At 66.1% G+C, this 23661-nt stretch carries 18 protein-coding genes and 4 pseudogenes; 14 read left to right on the forward strand and 8 right to left on the reverse strand.

Features of this window, described 5'->3' with window-relative positions; all coding sequences use genetic code 11:
* The 7 genes from ON20_RS27815 to ON20_RS27845 form a co-directional block, all read left to right on the forward strand.
* Positions 1 to 1595: helix-turn-helix domain-containing protein (locus ON20_RS27815; RefSeq protein WP_040840501.1), on the forward strand; the 1595-nt coding region annotated here is incomplete at its 5' end.
* A gap of 133 nt (positions 1596 to 1728) precedes the next feature.
* Positions 1729 to 3003, forward strand: coding sequence for a hydroxymethylglutaryl-CoA reductase, degradative (locus tag ON20_RS27820; RefSeq protein WP_040840503.1), 1275 nt, complete (start codon positions 1729 to 1731; stop codon positions 3001 to 3003).
* Positions 3000 to 4037, forward strand: coding sequence for a hydroxymethylglutaryl-CoA lyase (locus ON20_RS27825; RefSeq protein ID WP_083865365.1), 1038 nt, complete (start codon positions 3000 to 3002; stop codon positions 4035 to 4037). Before ON20_RS27820 ends, ON20_RS27825 begins: the two co-directional genes overlap by 4 nt.
* A 66-nt stretch (positions 4038 to 4103) precedes the next feature.
* The gene (locus ON20_RS27830; protein ID WP_040840505.1) at positions 4104 to 6158 is read left to right on the forward strand and encodes a hydantoinase/oxoprolinase family protein; all 2055 of its coding nucleotides are present in this window, start codon (positions 4104 to 4106) and stop codon (positions 6156 to 6158) included.
* 31 nt (positions 6159 to 6189) lie between these two features.
* Complete coding sequence (locus tag ON20_RS27835) at positions 6190 to 8358, forward strand: hydantoinase B/oxoprolinase family protein (protein WP_040840507.1); 2169 nt, start codon at positions 6190 to 6192, stop codon at positions 8356 to 8358.
* Positions 8355 to 9590: a CaiB/BaiF CoA transferase family protein gene (locus tag ON20_RS27840; RefSeq protein ID WP_051163498.1), complete on the forward strand. Its 1236-nt coding sequence runs from the start codon at positions 8355 to 8357 to the stop codon at positions 9588 to 9590. The genes ON20_RS27835 and ON20_RS27840 overlap by 4 nt, the downstream gene beginning before the upstream one ends.
* Positions 9590 to 10366, forward strand: coding sequence for an enoyl-CoA hydratase/isomerase family protein (locus ON20_RS27845; RefSeq protein ID WP_040840509.1), 777 nt, complete (start codon positions 9590 to 9592; stop codon positions 10364 to 10366). Before ON20_RS27840 ends, ON20_RS27845 begins: the two co-directional genes overlap by 1 nt.
* 250 nt (positions 10367 to 10616) lie before the next feature.
* Here ON20_RS27845 and ON20_RS35130 read toward each other — a convergent pair.
* A pseudogene (locus tag ON20_RS35130) lies at positions 10617 to 11423 on the reverse strand (IS5 family transposase).
* 249 nt (positions 11424 to 11672) lie between these two features.
* Here ON20_RS35130 and ON20_RS27860 point away from each other — a divergent pair.
* The 3 genes from ON20_RS27860 to ON20_RS27870 all read left to right on the forward strand — a co-directional run bounded on the left by ON20_RS27860 (position 11673) and on the right by ON20_RS27870 (position 13962).
* Positions 11673 to 12596 (forward strand): pentapeptide repeat-containing protein, encoded by a 924-nt coding sequence (locus ON20_RS27860; RefSeq protein WP_051163500.1) that lies wholly within the window; start codon positions 11673 to 11675, stop codon positions 12594 to 12596.
* 419 nt (positions 12597 to 13015) lie between these two features.
* On the forward strand, positions 13016 to 13558 hold the full coding sequence (locus ON20_RS27865; RefSeq protein WP_218002666.1) for a nitroreductase family deazaflavin-dependent oxidoreductase: 543 nt from the start codon (positions 13016 to 13018) through the stop codon (positions 13556 to 13558).
* A complete protein-coding gene (locus ON20_RS27870; RefSeq protein WP_245547531.1) occupies positions 13555 to 13962 on the forward strand; it encodes a MerR family transcriptional regulator in 408 nt (135 codons plus the stop codon). The genes ON20_RS27865 and ON20_RS27870 overlap by 4 nt, the downstream gene beginning before the upstream one ends.
* A 143-nt stretch (positions 13963 to 14105) precedes the next feature.
* On the opposite strand, the gene ON20_RS27875 is transcribed toward ON20_RS27870, so the two are convergent.
* Positions 14106 to 14942: an SMP-30/gluconolactonase/LRE family protein gene (locus tag ON20_RS27875; protein WP_040840513.1), complete on the reverse strand. Its 837-nt coding sequence runs from the start codon at positions 14940 to 14942 to the stop codon at positions 14106 to 14108.
* Positions 14943 to 15210: 268 nt separating this feature from the next.
* On the opposite strand from ON20_RS27875, the pseudogene ON20_RS27880 reads away from it, so the two are divergent.
* Together ON20_RS27880 and ON20_RS27885 are read left to right on the forward strand one after the other, a co-directional pair.
* Positions 15211 to 15767: pseudogene (locus tag ON20_RS27880) on the forward strand (recombinase family protein).
* A gap of 91 nt (positions 15768 to 15858) precedes the next feature.
* Positions 15859 to 16044, forward strand: coding sequence for a DUF6011 domain-containing protein (locus ON20_RS27885; protein WP_040839927.1), 186 nt, complete (start codon positions 15859 to 15861; stop codon positions 16042 to 16044).
* A gap of 277 nt (positions 16045 to 16321) precedes the next feature.
* Here ON20_RS27885 and ON20_RS27890 read toward each other — a convergent pair whose 3' ends face one another.
* The 3 genes from ON20_RS27890 to ON20_RS41150 form a co-directional block, all read right to left on the reverse strand.
* Entirely contained in the window at positions 16322 to 16723 is a 402-nt protein-coding gene (locus ON20_RS27890) for a hypothetical protein (RefSeq protein ID WP_051163501.1), read from the reverse strand.
* A 10-nt stretch (positions 16724 to 16733) separates the two neighbouring features.
* Complete coding sequence (locus ON20_RS27895) at positions 16734 to 17288, reverse strand: hypothetical protein (RefSeq protein WP_157229081.1); 555 nt, start codon at positions 17286 to 17288, stop codon at positions 16734 to 16736.
* A 61-nt stretch (positions 17289 to 17349) separates the two neighbouring features.
* Positions 17350 to 17622 carry an IS3 family transposase gene (locus ON20_RS41150; protein WP_438803449.1) on the reverse strand — a complete coding sequence of 91 codons (273 nt, stop codon included), beginning with the start codon at positions 17620 to 17622 and terminating at the stop codon, positions 17350 to 17352.
* Between ON20_RS41150 and ON20_RS27905 the strand changes: the two are divergent.
* Positions 17530 to 18338 (forward strand): annotated as a pseudogene (locus ON20_RS27905) (IS110 family RNA-guided transposase); the annotation flags it as partial. The gene ON20_RS41150 and the pseudogene ON20_RS27905 sit on opposite strands and share 93 nt — an antisense overlap.
* A 238-nt stretch (positions 18339 to 18576) precedes the next feature.
* Here the strand turns inward: ON20_RS27905 and ON20_RS27910 are convergent.
* The 3 genes and pseudogenes from ON20_RS27910 to ON20_RS36985 all read right to left on the reverse strand — a co-directional run.
* Positions 18577 to 19452 (reverse strand): annotated as a pseudogene (locus ON20_RS27910) (SDR family NAD(P)-dependent oxidoreductase); the annotation flags it as partial.
* The gene (locus ON20_RS27915; protein WP_218002667.1) at positions 19445 to 21010 is read right to left on the reverse strand and encodes an MFS transporter; all 1566 of its coding nucleotides are present in this window, start codon (positions 21008 to 21010) and stop codon (positions 19445 to 19447) included. The pseudogene ON20_RS27910 and the gene ON20_RS27915, both read right to left, overlap by 8 nt.
* 478 nt (positions 21011 to 21488) lie before the next feature.
* The gene (locus ON20_RS36985; RefSeq protein WP_157229083.1) at positions 21489 to 21656 is read right to left on the reverse strand and encodes a hypothetical protein; all 168 of its coding nucleotides are present in this window, start codon (positions 21654 to 21656) and stop codon (positions 21489 to 21491) included.
* A gap of 920 nt (positions 21657 to 22576) precedes the next feature.
* On the opposite strand from ON20_RS36985, the gene ON20_RS27920 reads away from it, so the two are divergent.
* Positions 22577 to 23599: an MFS transporter gene (locus ON20_RS27920; RefSeq protein WP_176564522.1), complete on the forward strand. Its 1023-nt coding sequence runs from the start codon at positions 22577 to 22579 to the stop codon at positions 23597 to 23599.
* Positions 23600 to 23661: the final 62 nt, after the last annotated feature.

The following is a 23661-nucleotide window of genomic DNA, read 5'->3' on the forward strand; positions in this document are numbered from 1 at the left end:
AGAGCGTGGGGGCGGTCACCCCGCAGTTCCGGAACCTGCGGGTGCCGCCGGGTAAGGGTCTGGCCTCGGGCATCGCGGCGTCGCGGACCGCGCAGTGGACTCAGCGCTACAGCGATTACGCCGGTGATCCGCACGACCGCGATATCGATGACGCGGTGGCGGCCGAAGGGATCGTCTCCATTCTCGGGGTACCGATGCTCGCCGAAGGCACGGTCCTGGGCGTCATTTTTGCCGCCACCCGGCACGAGCATGTATTCACGGCCGAGGAGACCGCGCTGTTGTCGGCGTTGGCCGACCATGCCTCGGTGGTGATACAGACCGCGGGAATTCTCGAACAATTGCGCGATTCCGAGGAGCACACCCGGCAGGCGTTCGCGCGATTGAGCGAACACGTCCAGGAGCGTGATCGTGCGAACATCGTACACCAGCAGCTGATCCAGACCGTGCTGACCGGTGAGGGTTTTCCCACGGTGGCCACCACGGTGGCACAGGCGCTGGGACGTACGGTGACGATCATCGATGCCGAAGCGAACATCACGGCACGGTCCGGGGCTTCGAGCAAAGCCGGCGCGGCGGCAGCGCGGTCCGCGCCGGTGCGCTCGGCGCTGGAGCGCAGCCGCGCCACCGGACACTGCTGCTTCGTCGCCGACGAACGATCGCCGGTCGAAGCCGTCGCGGCGATTACCGCCGGCACCGACTACTACGGGGCCTTACTGCTCAGTCACGGCGAGCTCGCGCTGGGACCGGTCGACGAGCGGACCATCGAGCGGGCGGCTCAGGTATGCTCGCTGCTGACCTTGCAGCACAATGCCGCTGATGACGCCGATCGGCGCACGCGCGCGGAACTGGTATCCGCGGTACTCGATTCCGCACCCGAGCGACGGCGCGATCTCGACCGACGACTGCGCAACCACGGCATCGCACTCGCGGATCTGAATACGGTCGTCACCCTGACACTGGAAGCGGATTCGCGCACCACCGCCGTGCGCCATATTGCCCGTATGTATCCGGACGGCACGCTGGTCGCCGAGGTGGCGGGGGTGATCGCCGTGGTGACCGGTTCCCGCGATCCGCTGGCAACGGCCGCGGGGATACGAGAGATGCTGGCCAAGACGGTGCGGACGCCGATCCTGGCGATAGCCGCACCGGTAGCGCCGACCCCGGACGACCTGCCCGCGGCATTCACCACCTCCCTGCGCACGGCTCGTCTGCTCGCCGCCCTGCAGATCGACGACACGACGGCCGATACGTCCGAATACGAGATCTTTTCGGTCCTGTTCGCCCACGATCCGGGGGCTCTGAACCGGTTCATCGCCGCGACGATCGGGCCGGTGCTGGACTACGACGCCATGCACAACACCGATCTGACCGCGACGCTGCGTACGTTCGTCCGCAACGACGCCAGCCCGACCAAGACCGCGCGGGCCTTGAACTACCACCCCAACACCATCCTGCAGCGCCTAGACCGCATCAAAACGTTGCTCGGTGAGAACTGGCGCAGCGATCAGCACCTGTACCGCGTTTCCACCGCTGTGCGGCTGGAGGAGTTGCGGCATCTCGGTGCGCGCGACCGCACGGACGATGATGTGTTGTGACCCCGTGAATCAGTGGAATACGTGGGTGCTCACCACATAGTGCTGTGAGCGAGCGCACCCTAGCGTCGAGAGGTGACACGTCACACGAGGAGCTGCTCCTTGGCATCTTCTCCGAACTCGTTGTGGAGGAAACGTGAGCACCAACAGCCGGATCTCGGGGTTCAAGGACGCGACCATCGCCGAGCGCCGCGACATCGTCGCCGAGCGCACCGGAGTGTCCGACGAGGACCTGGCGGTTTTCGACCCCGCTTCCGGGCTCGGCGTCGAAGCGGCCGGTCACATGGTGGAGAACGTGATCGGTACGCTCGGGGTCCCGGTGGGCATCGCCACCAATTTCACCGTCAACGGCACGGACCGGCTCGTGCCGATGGCCACCGAAGAACCGTCGGTGATCGCCGCGGCGAGTAACGCCGCACGAATGGCCCGGGTGCACGGCGGGTTCCGTACCTCCCACACCGGTCCGGTGATGCAGGCCCAGATCCAGCTCGTCGACGTGACCGATCCCGAAGCCGCACGGCTGCGTATCCTCGAGTCGGCCGAAGAGATCATCGACGCGGCCAACGCCCTCGACCCGATGCTCGTACAGTTCGGCGGCGGGGTCCGCGACCTCGAAGCCCGGGTCCTGCCGACCCGGACAGGCACGCACGTGATCACCCACCTGGTGGTCGATGTCCGCGACGCAATGGGCGCCAACGCGGTCAACACAATGGCCGAGGCCGTCGCCCCACGCCTGGCCGACATCGCCGGCGGACGCCCCCTGCTGCGCATCCTGACCAATAAAGCCGATCGCCGCCTCATGCGCGCCCGCGCCGTTTTCGACCGGGATCTGCTGGGCGGCGCGGAGATCGTCGACAACATCGTGCACGCCTCCGCGTTCGCCGAAGCCGATCCGTACCGTGCCGCGACCCACAACAAAGGAATCATGAACGGCATCACCGCGGCGGTGCTCGCCACCGGCAACGACACGCGGGCGGTCGAGGCCGGCTGCCATTCGCACGCAGTCGGGCCGGACGGCCGGTACACGGCGCTGTCGCGTTTCGAACGCACCCCCGACGGTCATCTGGCAGGCACTCTGGAGGTCCCGATGGCGGTGGGACTCGTCGGCGGTGCCACCAAAGTGCATCCGGTCGCCCGCGCGGCGGTGAAAATTCTCGGGGTCGAAACCGCCACCGAGCTGGCCGAGATCATCGTGGCGGTCGGTTTGGCGCAGAACCTCGGCGCCTGCCGGGCCCTCGCTGCCGAAGGTATCCAGCGCGGGCATATGAGCCTGCATGCCCGGACGGTTGCGGTCAGCGCGGGGGCGAACTCCGCCGAACTCGATTCGGTGGTGCAACGACTCATCGCCGATCGCAATATCCGGGTGGACCACGCGGAACGGGTGCTCGCGGAACTCCGGGGCGCGCGGTGACCGGGCACGCCGCGCCGTCGCCCCGAGTCCTGCCGGATCCGCATCCACGAGCGGGCCTTCCGGACCGAGTCCGGGTGTACGAGGTCGGCCCGCGCGATGGGCTGCAGGCGGAGTCGGCACGCATCCCGGTCGAGGTGAAGGCCGGGTTCTGCCGCCGGTTGATCGCGGCAGGGGTGACGAACCTCGAGGTCACCAGCTTCGTCTCGCCGAAATGGGTTCCCCAGCTCGCGGACGCGGCCGACTTGATGGACGTGCTGACCGCGGACGGCACCCTGGACCGCCGGGGCGTCCGCTCGGTGGTACTGGCACCGAACCTGCGCGGATTGGAGCGGGCCGTCCGCGCCGGGGCGAGGGAGATCGCGGTATTCGTCTCGGCCACCGAAACCTTCGCGCACCGCAATCTCAACACCACGGTGGACGGGGCCATCGACGCCGCAGCGCCTGTTGTCACTGCCGCGGCCACGGCCGGAATGCCGGTGCGAGGCTACATCTCGATGTGCTTCGGCGACCCCTGGGAGGGGCGGGTCGCGGTGTCCGATGTCGCGCGGGTCGCGCGCCGCCTGCTCGATATCGGATGCGGCACATTGTCGCTCGGCGACACGATCGGAGTCGCGACTCCCGGGCACGTGATCGAGGTGCTCGACGCCGTGCAGGACGCCGGCGCGCGCGCCGACCAGCTGGCGACGCACTTCCACGATACCTACGGTCAAGCGCTGTCGAACGTGTACGCGGCCCTGCGATACGGGATCACCGAGTTCGACAGCTCGGCGGGCGGACTCGGCCGTTGTCCGTATGCCGCGGGCGCCACCGGCAATCTGGCGACCGAGGACCTGCTGTGGATGCTGCACGGCCTGGGCATCGACACCGGTATCGATATCGACGCCTTGATCGACACCTCGCTGTGGCTTGCCGGGCATATCGGTCATCCGCCGGCGTCACCGACCGTCGCGGCTCTCGCGGCGCAGCGCGCGCACGCCGATGGTGTGGAGCATTCCCACATGAAAGCGCGGCAGGCGGGTGGTCTCACCCCATAGCTGAAGAGCACATTCGTCCATAAATTGAGACGCAGATCACCGGTCATCGAAAACAAAGGAGTTCTCATGTCCATTCATGTCGGCATCGACGTCGGCGGAACATTCACCGACGCCGTGGCGATCGCAGATGGCCGCGCGGTGCGTGGAAAGGCCTTCTCGACCAAGGACGTGACGACCGGTATCAACGGCGCACTCGAAGTTCTGCGGACCAGGCTCGCGCTCGAGGAGGCGGAGTTCTTCTCGCACATCAGTCGCTTCGTTCTCGGCAACACGATCGTCACCAATGCCGTCGATGAGCGCAAGTTCGCGCCGATCGGGCTGCTGACGACCGCGGGATTCCGCGACACCCTGCGCATCAGCCGGTCGGCCCGCGGCAATGCCCGTGACCCGCACGATCTGCTGCCCCGGGCCGATATCCTGCCGCGCAGCGCCATCCGGGAGATCGCGGAACGGGTCGACGCGAACGGCACCGTCGTGGTCCCCATCAAGGAGGACGATATCCGGGAGACCGTCGACGAGCTGCTCGCCGGTGGCGCCGAAGCGATCGCGGTGTGCTTCCTGTGGAGCTTCCGCAACCCCGCGCACGAACAGGCCGTCGCCGACTACCTCGACAAGCACCACCCGGACCTGCCGTACTCTACGTCGTCGACACTGACCCCGGTCTACCGCGAGTACGAACGCATGGTGACCACCACCCTCGATGCCGCGGTCAAACCGATCGTGAGCAGTCACTTCGGCCATCTAGCCGCCGATCTGCGGGAACGCGGCCTGCGCTGCCCGGTGCAGATCATGCAGGTACACGGAGGATTCCTCTCCGTGGAGGAGACCGGCAAGGCGCCGATCGCCATGTTCAACTCGGGTCCGGTCGGCGGGGTCACCGGGGCCCGCCTGATGGGCAACAGCCTGGGCTGGAACAAGGTATTGACCGCCGATATGGGTGGTACCAGCCTGGACGCCGCGGCGATCGTCGACGGCGAATTCCGGGTGTCGCCGCGGGCACTGGTGGGGGAATGGCCGACGAGCCTGACCGCGGTCGATATCGAATCGATCGGCGCCGGCGGCGGCTCGATCGCCTGGGTCGACGAGCGCGGAGTGCTGCGGGTGGGGCCGCACAGCGCCGGTTCTACGCCCGGTCCGGTGTGCTATGGACGCGGTGGCGACCGGCCCACCGTCACCGATGCCACCCTGACCATGGGTCTGCTCAATCCGGACTACTATCTCGGCGGCACGGTCGAACTCGACGCCGCCGGCGCCGCGGCCGCGATCGCGCGTGCGGTCGGCGAACCGCTCGGCCTAACCACCGACCGCGCAGCCCAGGGCATCTACCGGCTGACCGTGGCGCAGATGGCCAACGCACTGCGCAAGATCACCGTGAACCGTGGGCACGACCCCCGCGAATTCGCGATGGTCGCCTTCGGCGGTGCCTGCGGGCTGTTCGCGGCGGCCATCGCCGAACACGCCGGTGTGCGGAATGTGGTGATCCCGCGTAACGCCGCCGTGTTCTCCGCCTACGGTCTGATGCACGCCGACAGCATCTATTCCATCGTGCAGACCAGCCCGTGGGACTTCGGCTCCCCCGCCGCGGAGCTGGAGCAGACCTTTGGCCGCCTGCAGCAGCGGGCCGTCGACTGGTTCGACGCCGAAGGCATTCCCGCCGACCGGCGCGAGCTGATCCGCGAAGCCGATATGAAGTTCGCCGGTCAGATCTTCGAGGTCACCACCCGCCTGCCCGAGGCCGCGTTCACCGATGCCGACAAGGACGCGCTGCGCCGGCGTTTCATCGAGGACTACGAGGCGGAATTCGGACTCGGCACGGCGTGGACCGAAGCCGAGATCCTCGTCATCAACGCCCGGGTCCGCGCGATCGGTGTCAGCGAGGTGCAGGACGTGACGCAGTCGGCCGCCGACGCGGCGGCGGTCACGACGACGCGCCGCGAAATCATCGACCCGGCCACCGCCGAACGCGTCGAGGTCGATGTCCATCGCAACATCTTCCACGCCACCGAACCGATCCAGGGTCCCTGTGTGCTGGAGGAACCCGACACCACCATCTTCGTTCCGCGCGACGCCACGCTCCGGGTCGGTGCCGATCACCTGCTCATCGAGCTGGCCTCGCACTGAACCCGATCCCTCAGCCAACAGGAGAGACATCATGACGGTCACCATCGATACCCATGACCCGGTCACCCTCGAGGTCATCCGGATGCGTCTGGACGCCATCGTCGAGGAGATGGGCATCGCAATGATCCGTTCGAGCGGATCGCCGGTCATCACCGAAGCCGGTGATTTCAACACCGCGCTGTTCACCCCGGACGGGCGGATCTACAGCTACTCCGACTACGTCCAGTTCCACATCGGCTCGGGAGGGGTGGCAGTCCGCAACCTGATCGAGACCCTCGCCGGCGAGCAGGTGCGCCCCGGCGACGCCTTCATCTGCAATGACCCGCACACCTCCGGCTCGAGTCACCCGCCGGACACCACCGTTATCTCACCGGTGTTCTTCGCGGGTGAACTGATCGCCTGGGCCCAATCCCAAGCCCACCTCGTCGATGTCGGCGGCATGACCCCGGGCGGTTTCGCCCCGGCCGCCCTGGACTGCTACAGCGAGGCCGTCCGGATCCCGCCGGGAGTGAAGGTGTTCGAGCAGGGGAAACCGGTCGAGTCGACCAAACGGCTGCTGTTGAACAACGTGCGCCAGCCGGTGCTGTACTGGAACGACGTCCGAAGCCTCGTCGCCAGCAACAACACCGGAGCCTCCCGCTTGCTCGAAGCCGTCGAGGAGTTCGGCCTCGACAATTTCCGCAGCTACTCCGAACTCGGCTTCCGCCTCGCCGAGCAGGTGGTCCGGGAACGGGTACGGCTGTTGCCCGACGGTGTGTGGGAGGCCGAGGAATGGACCGAACACAACGGCCACGAGAACGGCCTCTACCGCGTGCACTGCACGCTGACCAAGGCGGGCCACGACATCACCTTCGACTTCACACGATCCAGCGACCAGACCGCCGGATTCGTGAATTGCTCCTACGGAGCCCTGCTCGGCAGCGTCGCCAGCGCGCTGGTGCCCATCCTGGCCTGGGACGTCCCCTTCAACGAAGGGGTGGTCACCGCCTTCGGGGTCCGCACCCGCCGCGGCAGCATCGTCGACCCGGTCCCGCCGGCCCCGATCAGCAACGGACACCTCACCACCGGCGCCCGCGTCAGCCGGGTGGTCACCAAGTTGCTCAACGAACTGTGCCGCACCAGTGCCGACGACCAGATTCGCAACCGCACCCAGGGCGTGTGGGCGGATTCGTGGACCGGCGGGATCTCGGCCGGGGTCACCGACAAGGGCGACTACACCGTACTGTTCAACATGGACGGTGGCGCGGTCGGCGCCGGCGCCCAACCCGACAGCGACGGCCTGGACTGCGCCGGAATGATGACCCAGGTCAACAACATGTTGCCGGATGTAGAGATGAACGAAATGCTCTACCCGGTGCTGTACCTGTGGAAGCGGCTGTCGCTGTCCAGCGCCGGCCACGGCCGCACCCGGGGCGGTCTGGGTGCGGAGTTCGCGTGGACGCTGCACGGTGCGCAGTCGGTCGTCCAGACCGTCTTCGCGCCCACCGCCCAGGTGCCCGCGGAAGGTTTCGGCGGTGGCCTGCCCGGCGGCGGCAGCGGCCACGAGATCTGGCGCGACAGCAATATCGGCACCTTGCTCGGCGAGGGGATACCGTTGAACGAGCAGCACCTCGAGGCCGGCCACCGGCAGCTGCTCGACATCAACCACACCGGCCTCACCATCGGATCCGGCGACGTGTTCGTCCAGTGGTGCGCCGGTGGTGGTGGTTACGGTGATCCGCTGCTGCGGTCTGCGGCCTCGGTCGCCCAGGACGTACACGACGCCTACATCACCGCCGAAGCCGCCGCGAAGGTCTACGGGGTGGCGCTGACCGCGGACGGCGAGGTCGACGCCGACGCCACCGACGAGATGCGTGCGCGGGTCCGCGCGGCTCGGTTGCAGGCGGAGCCGGCTCGGCAGGTCGGCTCCGATTCCTCGGTGTTCCTGTCCCCGACGCGCGGAACGGACGGCATCTGGCAGTGTCCGGCATGCGCGGGCTCGCTGGGCGACGGTGTCGGATGGATCGATCACTGCCGCACGGTCACCGATATCGCGTCCGATACCCTGGCCCGTCTCGGTGTCCGGATCCGCCCGCGGACCGAAGATGGCCGTGTGTATCTGGACCAGTACTACTGCCCGGACTGTGGAACCCAGCTCGATGCCCGGGTCCGGGTCGACGGCGTCACGACGACCGTCAGCACGGAGGAGACAGCGAAATGACCACCTTGCACGACCTGACCGGCGCCGGTGCGGGCGCCCTGCGGGGCGTCGTCGTCCTCGACATCTCCCGGGTCGTCGCCGGACCGTACTGCTCACAGATCCTGGCCGATCTCGGGGCGACCGTGATCAAGGTGGAAAATCCCCGCGACCCCGACTACACCAGGGACTTCCCGCCGTACCTGAAGAACGGGGACCGCAGGTTCAGCGCCTTCTACGGCCAGTACAACCGCGGCAAGCTGGGGATCACCATCGACCTCGGCACCGACGACGGCAAACGGGTGCTGCGCGATCTCGTCGCCGAAGCCGACATTCTGGTGGAGAACTTCCGTCCGGGCACCATGGACAAACTCGGCGTGGGCTATGAAACCCTGCGCGAGGTCAACCCGCGGCTGGTGTACACCGCCATCTCCGGATACGGACAGACGGGGCCGCTCAGCCGCCGACCCGCCTACGACAACACCGCGCAGGCATCGGGCGGCCTCTGGTCGATGAACGGCTACCCGGACCAGCCGGCCGTCCGGGTGGGAACGATCATCGGCGATCTGTCCGCGACACTGTTCGGCGTCATCGGCACGCTCGCCGCCCTCCGGCACGCCGAACGCACCGGCCGCGGGCAACTCGTCGATGTCGCCCAGACCGATTCGGTCGTCGCGATGACCGAATCCGCCGTCATCGACTACACCGTAACCGGGAAGGTCGCGGGCCGGCTCGGCAATCAGCATCCGTTCGTTCGGCCCTATGAGCTGTTCCCGTGCAAGGACGGGCATGTGTTCTTCGGCGGATATACCGACAAGTTCTGGCGGATCACCTGTGGAATCTTCAACGACCCGGATGCCGCGACCGATCCCGACCTCGCCACCATGGAACAGCGTTTCGACAGCGACATCTACGAGAACAAGGTCCGGCCGCTGCTGCACATATGGTTCGCCGGCTACACCAAGGAGCAACTCGAGGAAATGGCCGGTGACCGCATACCGCTGACCGCGGTCAAGGATATCGGCGAAGTCGTGGAGTCCGAGCAGACGAAGGCCCGGGAAATGGTGGTGCGCGCCGACTACGGTGAACTCGGCACGCTGGGCATGTTCGGTCAGCCGATCAAGCTCAGCGAAACACCTGCCGATCCCGGCCGCCGGGCGAACGAGGTCGGCCAGCACACCGATATCGTGCTGCGAACACTCGCCGGGTACGCGGAAGACGACATCGCGAAACTACGCGAAACGGGAGCCATCTGATGACGGTCCGCTACGAAAAACGTGGCACCACGGCACTTATCACCCTCGACCGTCCCGACAAACTCAACGCCCTGACCTTGTCGATGTACGACGAACTCGCCGCGGCGTTCGACAGCGCGCGAGACGACGATTCGATCGCAGCCGCCGTGCTCACCGGCACAGGCCGTGCCTTCTGTGTAGGCGCCGATCTCACCGAGTCGATTCCCGCACTGGCCGAGGGACGCTTCGACATCTCTCGCTGGGACGGCGCGCACCAGAAACACACCCGGCTGTTCAAACCCGTGATCTGCGCGATCAACGGACTCGCCCTCGGCGGCGGCTTTGAAATCATGCTATCGACGGATCTGCGGATCGCCGGCTCCGACGCACGATTCGGCCTCCCCGAGCCCCGCGTCGGAGTGGTGCCCGCCGGCGGGACACTGGCCCGGCTCACCCGCCAGATCTCCTACGCGCGAGCGATGGAACTGCTGTTGCGTGCCGAACAGATCGATGCCACCACAGCACTCGAATTCGGGCTGATCAACCGGGTGGCGCCGCCGGAGCGGGTACTGGAACTGGCCATGGAGTGGGCCGAGGGGCTGGCAGCCCTGTCCGGCAACGCCCTGGCGGTCATCAAGCAATCGGTGCATCAGCTGGCGGATATGCCGCTCGATGCCGCGTTCCATGCCGAAGCCCTGTACGGCCAGAAAGCCTTCGCCTCACCCGACGGCCGCGAAGGACTCCGGGCGTTCGCCTGCCGCGAGACTCCCGAATTCCCCAGTCGAGTTCACCGATAGGAACCGATATCGTCCGCGATGCCTCCCGGGCCCGCGGGTCGGGGCGGCTGTGCGGCCGCTCCGACCCCAGATCGGAACCGATACGAGGCACGATCCCGCGAGCACGTAACCACCACCGCCGAATGTCGAAGTCGTAGCTTTCTGAATGCCGGCGAGGTCGGGCTTCAGGACGATGAGGTGTGCCAGAAGACGCCGGATCTCTCGAGGATGAGCGAGACGAGGCCATCGCCGGTGCTTCTAAGAGAATGTCTCATGTGGGAGTTTCTTTGTAGCAGATGAGCGCGGCGGCAAGGTCGACAAAGGCCGCGAACAGGTGTCCATAGCGTTCGTAGCGGATGGCCAGGCGCCGGTATCCGGCAAGCCGGGCGAGGGTGCGTTCGATCTTCCATCGATGCCGACCCAGGCGGGTGAAGTCGTCGATGCCGCGGCGGGCGATGCGCGGGATGATGCGCCGACAGTGCAGCCAGTGGCGGTGGACGGGATAGTCGTAGCCGGTGTCGGCGCGTAGCCGTTCGGGCCGCCGGCGGCGTGCCCGCGCCGGGACCGGATCGCCGGAATCGCGGCCACCAACGGCCGCAGCATCACGCTGTCGTGGATATTCGCGCCGGTCACGGCGGTGACCAACGGGATGTCATTCGCCTCCGACAGCACATGGATCTTGGATCCTGCCTTGCCCCCGGTCGACGGGGTTACGGCCGGTCAGCGAGCCCCTTGTTTGGCCCACACGCTCGCCGAATCCACGATCGCCGCCGACCAGTTGGCCTCACCACCGACACCGAGCCGATCCAACACCTCCCGGTGCAACCGGTCGAAGAAGTCCGCCTCGGCCCAGGCGCAGAATCGACGGTGCGCTGTCGGCACGCTCACCCCGAACGCCGGCGGCAACTGCCGCCACGCACACCCGCTGGTCAGCACGAACACGATCGCGGCCAATACCGCGCGGTCATCGACCGGCGCGGTCCCACCGCCCTGCCTGCGCGCTGCGAACTTCGGTATCAGTGGTTCGGCGATGTCCCACAACGCATCGCCGAACCAGACGTCGAGCCAGAGCATCCATCACCGAGCAGGTTATACGGTGCAACTATCTCCATCCACATGAGACACCCTCTTAGTACCCGAATCCGCTAAAATGCCTTACAGTTCAGTGTTCTCGCCACGCGGCGCGGTGGTTGCGGGCCTATATTGTGCGCATGTGGCTGTATGCCCTGTGGGGGCTCGTCGGCGCTGCAGCGTCAGCAGTGCTCAAGAAGCTTGGAGCCTACTTCCTGTCGGTCCTGCCCGGGCCGGGCGACGATGGGGAACAGTGATGAATCTTCGCAAGTTCGGTTACCGGTACCTGGCTGCCTTGGCCGGCGCTACTCCGGCCTTCACACCTCGACCACTGTCAAACGACGAATACCACAGCAGGGGAGGAGCCGATGCCGCCGCCGGGCCGTCTATCAACCCGGTGGGAACCGGCGAGGATTCGACCGCCACGCAGCATCCCCAGTCCCAGGCGAGCGTGCTCAACGCGGACCTCCGTAACACGGACTTGAGGGGCAAGGACCTGGCAGGCGCGACCCTGGTCCAGGCGACCCTGTCCGGAGCGGACCTGACCGACGCGAACCTGACCGGCGCGGATCTGACCGACGCGGACCTGACCGACGCGGACCTGACCGGCGCGAAACTGATCCACGCGGACTTGGACGGCGTAGTCCTTACCCGCGCGCGCTTGCTACTCGCCGACCTGATGGACGCGACCCTGTCCAGCGCGGACCTGACCGGCGCGAACCTAACCAGCGTGAAACTGATCGGCGCGACCCTGGCCCGCGCGACCCTGACCGGCGCGAACCTGACCGGCGCGAACCTAACCAGCGTGAAACTGATCGGCGCGACCCTGGCTCGCGCGACCCTGGCCCGCGCGACCCTGATCGACGCGGACCTGTCCGGAGCGACCCTGGTCCAGGCGACCCTGTCCGGCGCGGACCTGACCGACGCGAAACTGTCCGACGCGGATCTGACCGGCGCGGACCTGGCCCGCGCGAAACTGGTCCGTGTGGACCTAACCGGTGCGAACTTGACCGAGGCGGACCTACCACCGATCCAGGAGATCAGTGCGTTGGTGTGGTCGAGGGAGACTCGATGGGGTAGGGACACCACAGAGATTCGGACACGGTCCATCGAGCGGAACAGGGTCTACGTCTTGAATCCCACCACCGGGCGGCAGGCCGGTGTTCTGGTCGATCACTGAGTGTCACACACCCTGGGTGAAGGCCCGGAGCTCCGGGCCGTCATGGACGAGTTGGCGCCTACATCGCGGTTGCGTCGGTGGGTAGTGAGGTTGGGCAAGGGATCGGACTGGCTGGAGGAGCGTGAGTGGCGCGTTCCCCGCGATGCGTGCGCCTATGGGGGTCCCGGTAGTAATCGCCGAAAAGCAACGGATATGCCTGTTCTTCCTGGTCGGCGCAGCCGCAAAGGAAGATCGAACGAGTCGAAGCGGACCTTCGGTGACGTCCTCATCAGGAGATACGGCCTATCCGCCCGGTTTTCGGCGAATACTACGGCGCCCCCCAAGTCGCCTGTACTGGTTGAGGTGTCGTCATCAGGCGGTATGCAGTTGCGCAGCAAGCTTGACCTTGACGCTTGTGTCAAGGTCGTAGCTTTATCTCCATGCCTGCCGATATCAACACCTGGAACGACCGGGTCATCGCCGAGTTCCGAGCGAACGCCGGCTACGTGGCGTGGAGTAACGACGACGATCTCGCCGCGGGGCGCCCCGTCCCGCCTCGGCTTCCCGCTTTCGGCGAGGGCCAGGGCGTGCCGATCGTCTTGGTGCACCACTTCGGGGCCGAGACCGGGCGCGAGCGTATCAGCCCGTTGATGTACCAGCCGGTTGGCGATGGCTTCGCTGTCTTTGCCACCTACGGTGGGAGTCCGCACCACCCGGCGTGGTACCGCAACTTGGTGGCGAATCCGCGGGTTACTGTCGAGGTGGGCGCGGAAAAAGTCCCGGTCTTGGCCCGGCTCGCGGACAGCGTAGAGCGCGAACGGATCTGGGCGACGCAGGTAGCGCTCATGCCGGCGTTCGCCGAGTTCGAAGCGACGGCCGGCAGGCGTATCCCGGTCATCGTGCTGGACCGTACCCATGCCGGCGATCCCGCCCGCACCGCACCGAGGGCGATGTCGAAGGACCGCAGCAAACTGGACTCATGACTACCGACGACAACGAGCAAGGCGGGATCCGGATCGGCGAACTCGCCCAGCGCACGGGGGTCAGTGCGCGCTCACTGCGGTATTACGAACAGCGTGGCCTGCTGACCTCGAACCGTGACCAGAATGGCTACCGCCGTTACAGCAGCGACGTAGTCCCCCTCGTGGCCAACCTGCGACGGTTGTTCGGTGCCGGTCTGTCCGTGGCCGACATTCAACATTTCGGTTCCTGCCTCATGAGTCCAGATCTTGGCTCACCCGCCTGCGAGGCCGCCCTCGACGTGTACGAGCACCGACTCCGCGCCCTCGACGACAGGATCGCCGTTCTCACCCACCTACGGAGCAATCTTGCTGCGCAGGTAGAGCACCTGCGCACCCGGATTTACCCGAATGACCACCAATCCTGACGAGCGAGAGCAAAGCAAGTGACTGCGCGTCTATCTGGGGTACACCTCACTATGACGTTCGGTGTTGGGAGATCACTGCCTGTCACTCTGCTGGATGACTCCTGCTTTGCGGCGGGGCCGGCTTCGGGGTTTCGGGTCATTCACTATGGCCTGCCGGCTCCGGGCGCGGGCGCCGGGAATGCCACCACCTGTCCGGTGGGTTGCGAGGATTCCGGTTCGCCCCAGTGCTGACCGATGACATACAGCCGTGGGTTGTCGTCCCGGCTGAGCGCGCAAGCGAAGGCGCCGCGATCGATTTCCACGGTGGCCGACACTTCACCGCCTTCGTGGACTCGCACGCAGCGCTGATTGCCCACGTCGGCGTACCAGACCGCGCCCTCGGTGTCGATACAGATCCCGTCGGGATGGTCGCCGGGGGTCCGTGCCCAGGTTCGGCGATTGCCGAGGCTCCCGTGGGGCGCGATATCGAAGGCTGTGAGTTGTTCGGCATAGGATTCGGCGACGATCAAGGTCGTGCCGTCCGGCGTTATCGCCATCCCGTTCGGGAAGGCGAGGTCATCGGCCACCTGGCGGACGTGGCCGTCAACGGTCACCAGTACGACTATCCCGGGTGTGTACTCGCCGCCGGGAAAGTCGAATCCGATATTGTTGACGTAACTGCGGCCCTGGCCGTCGACAACGACCTCGTTCCACGGTTTGTCCGAGATCGGCAAAAGATCTGCGTGCTGTGTCAATGAGCCGTCCGGCTCGCGACGTAGCAGCTGCCGGTGCGCCGAGTCGACCACCAGCAGCCGCCCGTCGGGCAGGAAGTCGATACACATCGGGAACGAGGCGATTGTGGTGATCACCTCGCGGCCGTGATCTGTGGTGAGGGCGATGACCTGGTTCGCTCCCCAGTCCGACAACCACAGCCTGCCCTCGTGCCACCGCGGCGATTCGCCGAACACGACCCCCTCCAACAGAACTTCCGGCCTATCCACGCTGTCTCCCTGTCTCTCGGTGCTACACGAGTCCGACTTCACACGCCGGCAAAACTCATCGCCGACGATTCGCTCGCCAGAGACGAAACCGTGGAGAGCGTCACCGAATCGCCGATACGATGTGCAACTTTGGGGTAGACCCCGAACAGGCACCAGTTACCGAGACGAAACGCGTCAAAATAGAGTCCGATTCCGGTTTATTCGACATTTGTCCACTGGGTTCATAAGAGTACAGATTGACAACCTGTCGGCGGGAGGGGATTTCGGGATGCGGGTCGGCTACATCCGGGTGAGCACACTCGACCAGAACACCGTCCGCCAACTCGACGGCATCGACGTGGACAAGATCTTCGTCGAGGGGTCTCTGGTGAGGATATCTCACGGCCGAAGCTCGAGGAGTTGCCGGCGTTCGTCCGCGAGGGTGGCGAGGTGGTCGTGCACTCCGTGGACCGGCCGGCCCGCAACCTCGACGACCTGCGCCGGCTGGTGCGCATCCTGACCGGTGAGGGCGTGAAGGTGGTGTTCGTCAAGGAGAACCTCACCTTCACCGGCGAGGACTCCCCCATGGCCAACCTGCTGCTGTCGGTGATGGGGGCATTCGCCGAATTCGAACGTGCCCTGATCCTGGAACGCCAACGCGAGGGCATCGCCGCCGCCAAGGCCCGCGGCGCCTACACCGGCCGCGCCCCCGCCCTGACCGGCGACCAGGTCGCCCAACTGCGCGAGCGGGCCGCAGCCGGAGAGTCGAAATCGGTACTGGCCGCCGAATTCGGTATCACCCGCCAAACCGTCTACAACTACCTGCGTGCTCCCGCGCCACAGTGAACACGGTCTCGGGTGAGCGGTGCCGGTGCACGTGTCGGCCTGTCGTGCCATGCTCACGACGTAACTGCCCTGGTCGGAGGAGAACGACGAGATGGCCGATACCGATGACCGACCCACGGTGAAGCTGGTCGCGCACTGCCGCTGCTGTCATGGTTGGCTGCTGTCGCCGCGGTCGGTCGCCGGGGGGATCGGGCCGACCTGCGCGATCCGCGAACGCGCCGAACAACGCGCCGCCACTGCGGTGCAGCAGCCGACCCTATTCGACATCGCCGCATGAAGAACAGCAGCCTGTCGACTTGACCAGGGGTCTACGCGAACTTCTTGTTTCTGCGCCATTACTACGGGGACCCCATGAACCCTTCACGGCGACAACATTCCTGAACAACCCACCGGCCCGATCGAACTGGCGGTTCCCACATAGCGGGAGGTGTTCATCAACCGATCAATTGATAAACACCAGGTCTATGCATCGACCCCCTCTGCTGGGGCCTAGCACTCCAGTTGTAGATCGCTTGGGCTGCTGGGCCTATGCTCCGTGGCGTGCGCCGCTTGCCTCAGCTGCCGTGTGGCCGGTCCTGGTCCAGCATCGTCGCGTCGAACCGGGCTTTGCCGGTCACGGCGCGTGGTTCGGGTACGAGCGTGGTCGCAGTCGATTCCCAGGGGACAGCCGAGGCCCAGCCGACAAGGGGCATGGTCTCGTCGTAGTGCGGAGCGAACTGCGCGACGGCGACGGTGGGCATCTGATAGTTCAGGCTGCGGACGTGGTCGAGGAACGTCTCGGGCAGCGAGACGTGGTGGGTTTCCAAGTAATGCGGGAAGTCCTTGCGCCACAACCAGGTGCCGTCGGTCACCAGGGACGAGCATCCGGAAGAGTACCGGTGGGTGCAGCCGGTGATGACGTCGTGTCCGGATTCCATGACGTCGATCAGAACGTAGCCGGCGTCCAGGTAGGCCACCAGATCCGAGTCAGTAGACGGCGTCCAGCACGGCCTCGCAGAGTGGGCCGGTCACCGCATCGGCCGGGATAAGCTGATCGGCCTCGGCGAGCAGGGCGGTCGCTTCCCCGCGGACGTCCTGCTCGGCGAGCATATACGTGAGCCCCAGGCCCTCCCCGATGATCTGCATGCCCTGGCTGTAGGGCCTGGGGAGATCGCGAACGTCCCACCACAGGCCCGCCAGTCGGTATATCGCGTCGATTTCGTCGAACAACCCCAACCGCCGGCCTCGGCCGATCAGGCCGCAGACGGTGTCCCAGAAGCACAACGCCGGCAGGTCTCCCAGCTCTCGGCCGGTCTGCTCCACGAGCCGCTCGAGGGCGTCGAGGATGGCTGGTTCCGGCTGCGAGGTGCCGACCATTGCGGCAAGGTCGGTAGCGGCCGGCCAGTCACAGCCAAGGGCCGGCAGGAGACTCGCGATCTTCGGCCAGCTGTCGGGGTCTACCCCGCCGGTGGTGTAGTTGTATTCGTCGACCGTAGCGGCCGCAAGGGACTGGATTACCCGTGCGGTGTCGAGCCTTGCCATAGCGCCAGAGCCTATAAGGGGCGTGGGGTGAACCGTCACGGGTTGGGGACCGGCTTCGGTTTCAGACCAGCGCCGGTCGGCGTGGCGGTTGTTGAGCGTGGTACGCGGCCTCGTACTCGGCAGGAGTCAGGTAGTCCGGCCGGGAATGCAGCCGGGCATTGTTGTACCAGTCGCACCATTCCATGAGCGCGTACTCGACCTCGGTGAGAGTTTTGAACGGACCGCGCCGGCCCACGACCTCAAACTCGCCGCCCACGGCCCGATCCTGATCGTGGTCGACCAACCCAACACCATCGGCGCGTTGCCGGTCACCGTCGCCCGCGACGCCGGCCACGACGTGGCTTATCTGCCCGGGCCGGCGATGCGCCGCATCGCAGACCTCTACCCCGTCAGGCGAAAACCGATGCCCGTGATGCGTTCGTCATCGCCGATGCCGCCCGCACCATGCCACATGCCCTGCGGCGGGTCGATGTCGGTGACGAAGCCTTGACCGAGCTCGGAGTCCTCGTCGGCTACGACGACGACCTCGCCGGCGAAGCGACCCGCGCCAGCAACCGCATCCACGGCCTGCTCACCGGCATCCACCCCGCCCTCGAACGAGTCCTCGGCCCCAGGGTCACCCATCCAGCGGTGCTCGAGATCCTGTCCCGCTGCGGTGGCCCCACCGGAATCCGGAAAGCCGACCGTCGGAAACTGACCGCGATCGCGACCAAGCATGCGCCCCGCATGGGCACCCGCCTGGTCGACGAGATCCTCGCCGCATTGCCCGCCCAGACCGTCACCGTCCCGGGCAGCAAAGCCGCCGAAGTCGTCCTGCCGAAACTGGCCGACCAACTCAAAACCGTTCTTCAACAGAGGAAAGCGATTGCCGACGACATCGAGGAGATGCTCGATGCGCACCCTCTTTCCAAGGTCCTGACCTCGATGCCCGGCATCGGAGTCAGGACCGGAGCCCGCATCCTCCTCGAAGTCGGTGACGGCTCCGTCTTCGCCACGTCCGGACACCTGGCCGCCTACGCCGGCATCGCCCCGGTCACCCACCGAGCGGGACTCGCTCACGGAGATCTAATCCGGTGCCTACAGCGCGGCCGGAGCGTCCGGTGCGAACGGTAGCGCACCCACGATATGGCCGACTTCGCCATTACGGAGCGCCGTCACCGCATCGTGTGCGGAACGGAAGACGCGGCCGCCTCCGTCCGCCACTACGGCGCGGTACGGGCGGGAGAGCACAAAGGCAGGGCACGGGGGTATCGGTAATGCCAGAAATGGGGATCGTCCTCTCAGGTCACGTATCGAGGGTCGCGCCGCCGTCCACCCGCAGGCCGTGCATGGTGATATGGCGAGCGTCGTCGGATATCAGGAAGCGAATCGCCGCGGCGATATCGGCGGGAGGGCGATGCGGCGCAGCAGGATTTCGAGGCGGTAGGCATCGGGATCGCCCGCGAGCAGACCGGTGCGGGCGGCATTGTCGAGGGGCGGTTGTCACCGTCGGCGTACAGGCCATGCAGCATGGCGGTGTCGGTGGAACCGGGTGAGACCAGGTTCACACGCACGCCGTGCGGTGCGACCTGGAGGGCGAGCGCGCGGGTGAAAGCCGTGGCGGCGGCCTTGGAGGCGCAGTAGGCGGCCATGCCGAGGCGGGGAGTGCTTGCGGCATTAGAGGGTACAACCACGATGGCCCGCGTCCGGCGGCGACCATATCGCGGGCGCCGCGCTGGGTGACGTGCATGGTCCCGGTGGCATTGACCGCGAAGCTGCGGTCCCATGTCTCCGGTGTGATATCCAGGGCTGCACCGGAACCCATTACTCCGGCGGCGTGCACGACCACATCGGCCGGACCGTATTCGTCGGTGAAACGGTCGAACGCGCTGTTCACCGACGTCGCGTCGACCACGTCCACCTCGTCGGCGTGCACGGATCCCGTTGTGAGAATTGCGATTTTGCGTGCCACCTCGTGCACCCGTGGATCTCGGTCCCACAGCGCCACCGCGCGTGCTCCGTTCGCAAGTTCGGCGGCTGTGGCCCCCCGATACCCGCGGCCGCGCCGGTGATGACGACCACGCCCGCACCCGAATCGATTGTAAACATAATTGTAGTCTTTCCTGAGCACAGGCTCACTCACCCGAATCGCCGTAAGGGTCAAGGGATCCGAGTGGTTATGCATCTCCGTCGGTTTTATAGCTGGTGATGGTTTTCGGGACTTCGCGTAGTGTGATCAGCGCGAAGACCGCGGTACACGTAGCGAATACCGCACCTGTCAGTAGGGTGGCGTGCATCCCGTCGACGAAGGCCGCTCGCGCACTGTCGACGATACCCGCGCTGAGGTCCGTAGGCAGTATGGCCGCGGCCTGCATCGCTGCGCCGAGACTGTCGCGAATCCCGGCGGCTGCCTCGTCGGGAACCCCATCGGGAAGATCGACGGTGAGGCGATATACGCCGTTCAAGACGCTACCGAGCGTCGCGATGCCCAGAGCAATGCCGAGTTGGGACGCGGTCTCCGAGATCCCGAGCGCAGCTCCTGAACGGCGTTCGGGAACGGTGGCCAGCACCGTATCGGAGGTGGTGGTGAAGGTGACTCCCATGCCGAGCCCGAAACCGATCAATGGGACGACCATCAACCAATATGCAGATGTGACGCCGGCAGGCAGTAGGCATACGAACGAGATGGCGGTGACGGCCAATCCGAGTGCCGCAGTCTTGGCTCGGCCCAGCCGGGTGATGAGTGGTGGGGCGAGTGCGGCGCCGGCGACCAGGGCGCCGACCGCGCCGGGTAGACTACCCAGCCCCGCCTGCAACGGTGACCAGCCGAGCACCAACTGAAAGTATTGTGAGAACGTCATCGACTGCGCGGCGACAGCGAACAGCAGCATCAGGTTGATCGTCAGCGAGCAGGCGAACGCCGGTATTCGGAACAGACGTAGATCGATCAGCGGATCCGGCACACGAGCCTGGCGGTGCAGGAACAACACGACACCGAGGCATCCTATGATCAGCGCACCGAATATCCGCGGCCCCACCATGCCACCCGCGAGCTCCTTCAACGCGTATACGAAGCCGAATACACCGGCGGCGGACAGCGGAACGCTGAGCAGATCGAGTCGCCCCGGCACGGGATCGCGGAGTTCGGGAAGCAGTAGCGCCCCCACGACGAATACCACGGCCAGAACGGGGAGATTGAGTAGGAAAACCGCGCGCCATGGATAGGCGTCGAGTACGGTGCCCCCGAGGAGCGGACCGAGACCGACCGCGATCCCGCCGACACCGGTGATGGCACCCACGGCCACTGTGCGTTCCTTCGAATCGGAGAAGACACCACGGACCAAGCTCAGCGAGGTCGGGAACAGGGTTGCCGCGGCCACGCCGAGCAGCGCGCGCGAGGCGATCAGTGTCGCGGGTGTCGTCGCGACCACCGCCAGCCCGGACACGGCGCCGTAACCAGCGATGCCGATCAGCAGCAGACGCTTGTGACCGATGCGGTTACCGATACCGCCCATGGTGATGAGTAGGCCCGAGAGTACGAAAGAGGACACATCGGCCACCCACAGCAGCCCCGTCCCACCGATGTCCAGATCCAAGGCGATACTCGGCAGGACGAGGCTGAGAGTACTGAGGTCAAAGCTCGGGACGACCGCGACCAGACACGCTACGACCAGCGTGCCCCATTTACGGATCGGCGTGACGCAAGCCTCACCCCCCGTGAATATTTCGATACGCGTGTTCACATCTAGAACCTATGAAACCGCGGTACCAGCGGGCATCCCGCTCCGGTACTGGCCGTACTGGCACCACAGTATGAAACAACCAGACCCGCTCCCCCAGAGATTCGACGGCCACTGATCTGCCCGCATGACCTCGGGGACATCGTCGTCGCCGGCCTCCAGCAGCAGCACGCTGACATCGGGGTCTTCGGCGAGACGCCGCGCGACGACCGACCCCGATCCCCGAACCCACCACCCTCGACCTCACTATCCACACCCTTGCCCTTCCCGAGGCCGGTGCCCGTGCCGAAAGAACGACAACAGCTGTTGCTGCGGTCGCCGACGCAGGTTCATACGTCGGCGACGGCGCCGGAACCGCGCAGCGTGCGGTGTGTTCCCCCGAGGTCGTGTAGATAGAAAGGTATGGTGTCCGCCGATGCCGATACGACCACAGACGATCGGTGACAACCTGGCGACGGCCGACGCCGAACCCACGCGATGGTCAGCGGGAGAACCCCTGGTCTCGTCGCCGTTCCCGGCGGGTGACTTCGCGGCGCCGTTCCTCCGGGATGGCCCGCTGGTCAACTACCGCACGCTGGACCACGTGTGCATCGTCGATACGGGCGCGGCGCAACGCCGCATTGAGCTCGATCTCGGGATCTGTTGGCATAGGTGTTGCGGCACTGATACTCGCCGCCGCAATCGCCGGTCCGCTCTGGATGCCCTCCGCGCGTGCGTATTACGCGTAGTGAGCACGACAACCCGTCTCTCCTGAGCGTCGGGGGGACGGGGTCGGAACCTGTTGTCCGGCCTGAGACATCGGTGACCTGGCGAGGTCTCCGGTATCCGGTATACCGCCAAAGACCGGATCAGGAACGACGGCGCGATGCCGGGCGCGGGCGGTGCGAATGCCGACGGCCGCGAGGGGCTCAGTCCGCGTGGGCCCTGAAGTCGTCGAGCTTCTGCATGCTCTCGCACGGCCACAGTGCCGGCGAGTCGTGCCTACCGAGGCAGGGGGCGTTCCACTGGCCGCCCTCGGCCTGGTGCTCGCGCATGAATGCGCTGAACTCGCGCGTGTTCGGTCACCTCGGGGGGTGCGGCCGGTCGAACACGTGCCAGTGATGCCGGACGGCGAACCTCGGCGGGCGAAGAACCGGAAGTCGGGTCATCCGCCTCGGCTACGGATGGCGCATATACCCAGGTGGTCGACGGCTACGTGCCGACACTCGGCATTGCTTACCCACGTGCCGACAGCGCGACTACCGACAGCGACACGGAGCTACCCCGAGGCTCTACAAGCGCCGCCGGCACCATCACAAGGAACACGGTGACCAGGACGCAGAGCCGTAACGCTGTCACGCCTATCGTCATGATCTCGGGCGATCACAACTGCCCGGTCCTTAGCGCCGGATCCCGGCCGGCTACACCACTACCCCCAGGTATCCCCGGATGCGCTTGGCCTCGCACCGCCCGCAGACGGGCCATCCGCCACACAAATACGACGCATTTCACATCTGATTTGTCCGATTACCGGTGCTCCCGGGTCGGTGATGATGCCTCACGTATTCGATCCAACGAAACGGAGGACATGTGACGACAGAGCGAAACGCGACGTCCTGGAGAGGATTCCGCGATCACCTCGGCATTGCGATCGTGCCGGCGGGCGGAGTGCTCGTCGGTGCGATCAACATCTATCTGGTAGGGAGCCTGTTGCCGAGCGTGGTCGCCGACATCGGCGGCGAAAGGCTGTATGCGTGGAGTACAACGATCTTCTCGGTCGCACAGGTGGCCGGCACGCCGGCGGTGAGCCGGATGCTGTCTCTCCGTGGCACGGTCGGCTCGTATCTGATCGGATTCGGGGTGTTCGCGGCCGGTTCGGTGGTGTGTGCGGTGAGTCCTGTCATGGCGATGTTCCTGATCGGCCGCGGGGTACAGGGGCTGGGTGCGGGACTGCTCACCGGGTTGGGTTTCGCGGCAGTGTATGTGGCACTGCCACCGTCGCTGTGGGTACGCGGGACCGCATTGATCTCGGCCATGTTCGGCGTCGGCACTATCGTCGGCCCGGTTATGGTGGGATTGTTCGCCCAGTTCGGTGTGTGGCGGGCCGCGTTTGTTGTCCTCGCCGTTGTGGGTGTGGCGGCAGCAGGCTCCGCGCCGTGGGTCCTGCCGAAGAGTGATGACCGCCAGGCCCCCGCACCTGTTCCGGTTGTGTCGCTGGCGCTGGTGGTCGGATTCCTGGGACCGGCGTTGCTACAACGCAGCCATGTCTCCCTGCCGATGGTTCTGGCCTGGTTGCCGCTGCTGTTCCTGGCCGGGGCCGGTATCGGCATCGCATTGCCACACCTGTCGGTGGCCGCGATGACCAGCGCGCCGGATCCAGAAGAAGGCCAGAAGGCCGCGGCAGCCATAGCAACGATCCTGACCATGTTAACAGCCTTCGGAGCCGCCGTCGCCGGTCTGCTGGTCAATCTCGGTGGATCCTCGCCGGTGAACTCGGCCCACTACCTGCTGTTGGGATTCACCGCCATCGCCGCACTCGGCATCCCGACCACTCTTCGCGTGAACCACACAACACGCATACCCGACCTCCGCAAAGACACCACCGCGGTATAGCGCCGGCACAAAGCCGTACTCAAGGATTCGGCGCGTCGGTTGGGCTCCTTCCCTGCCGACGC

It is taken from the genome of Nocardia brevicatena NBRC 12119, assembly GCF_000308495.1.
GTDB classification, from domain to species: domain Bacteria; phylum Actinomycetota; class Actinomycetes; order Mycobacteriales; family Mycobacteriaceae; genus Nocardia; species Nocardia brevicatena.

Coding starts and splice junctions, on each gene's coding strand:
- ON20_RS36985 (WP_157229083.1), bottom strand. CDS start 21,656: ATGCCAACAGATCCCGAGATCGAGCTCAATGCGGCGTTGCGCCGCGCC.
- ON20_RS27860 (WP_051163500.1), top strand. CDS start 11,673: ATGAATCTTCGCAAGTTCGGTTACCGGTACCTGGCTGCCTTGGCCGGC.
- ON20_RS27845 (WP_040840509.1), top strand. CDS start 9,590: ATGACGGTCCGCTACGAAAAACGTGGCACCACGGCACTTATCACCCTC.
- ON20_RS27895 (WP_157229081.1), bottom strand. CDS start 17,288: ATGGCAAGGCTCGACACCGCACGGGTAATCCAGTCCCTTGCGGCCGCT.
- ON20_RS27830 (WP_040840505.1), top strand. CDS start 4,104: ATGTCCATTCATGTCGGCATCGACGTCGGCGGAACATTCACCGACGCC.
- ON20_RS27835 (WP_040840507.1), top strand. CDS start 6,190: ATGACGGTCACCATCGATACCCATGACCCGGTCACCCTCGAGGTCATC.
- ON20_RS27870 (WP_245547531.1), top strand. CDS start 13,555: ATGACTACCGACGACAACGAGCAAGGCGGGATCCGGATCGGCGAACTC.
- ON20_RS27865 (WP_218002666.1), top strand. CDS start 13,016: ATGCCTGCCGATATCAACACCTGGAACGACCGGGTCATCGCCGAGTTC.
- ON20_RS27840 (WP_051163498.1), top strand. CDS start 8,355: ATGACCACCTTGCACGACCTGACCGGCGCCGGTGCGGGCGCCCTGCGG.
- ON20_RS27885 (WP_040839927.1), top strand. CDS start 15,859: ATGGCCGATACCGATGACCGACCCACGGTGAAGCTGGTCGCGCACTGC.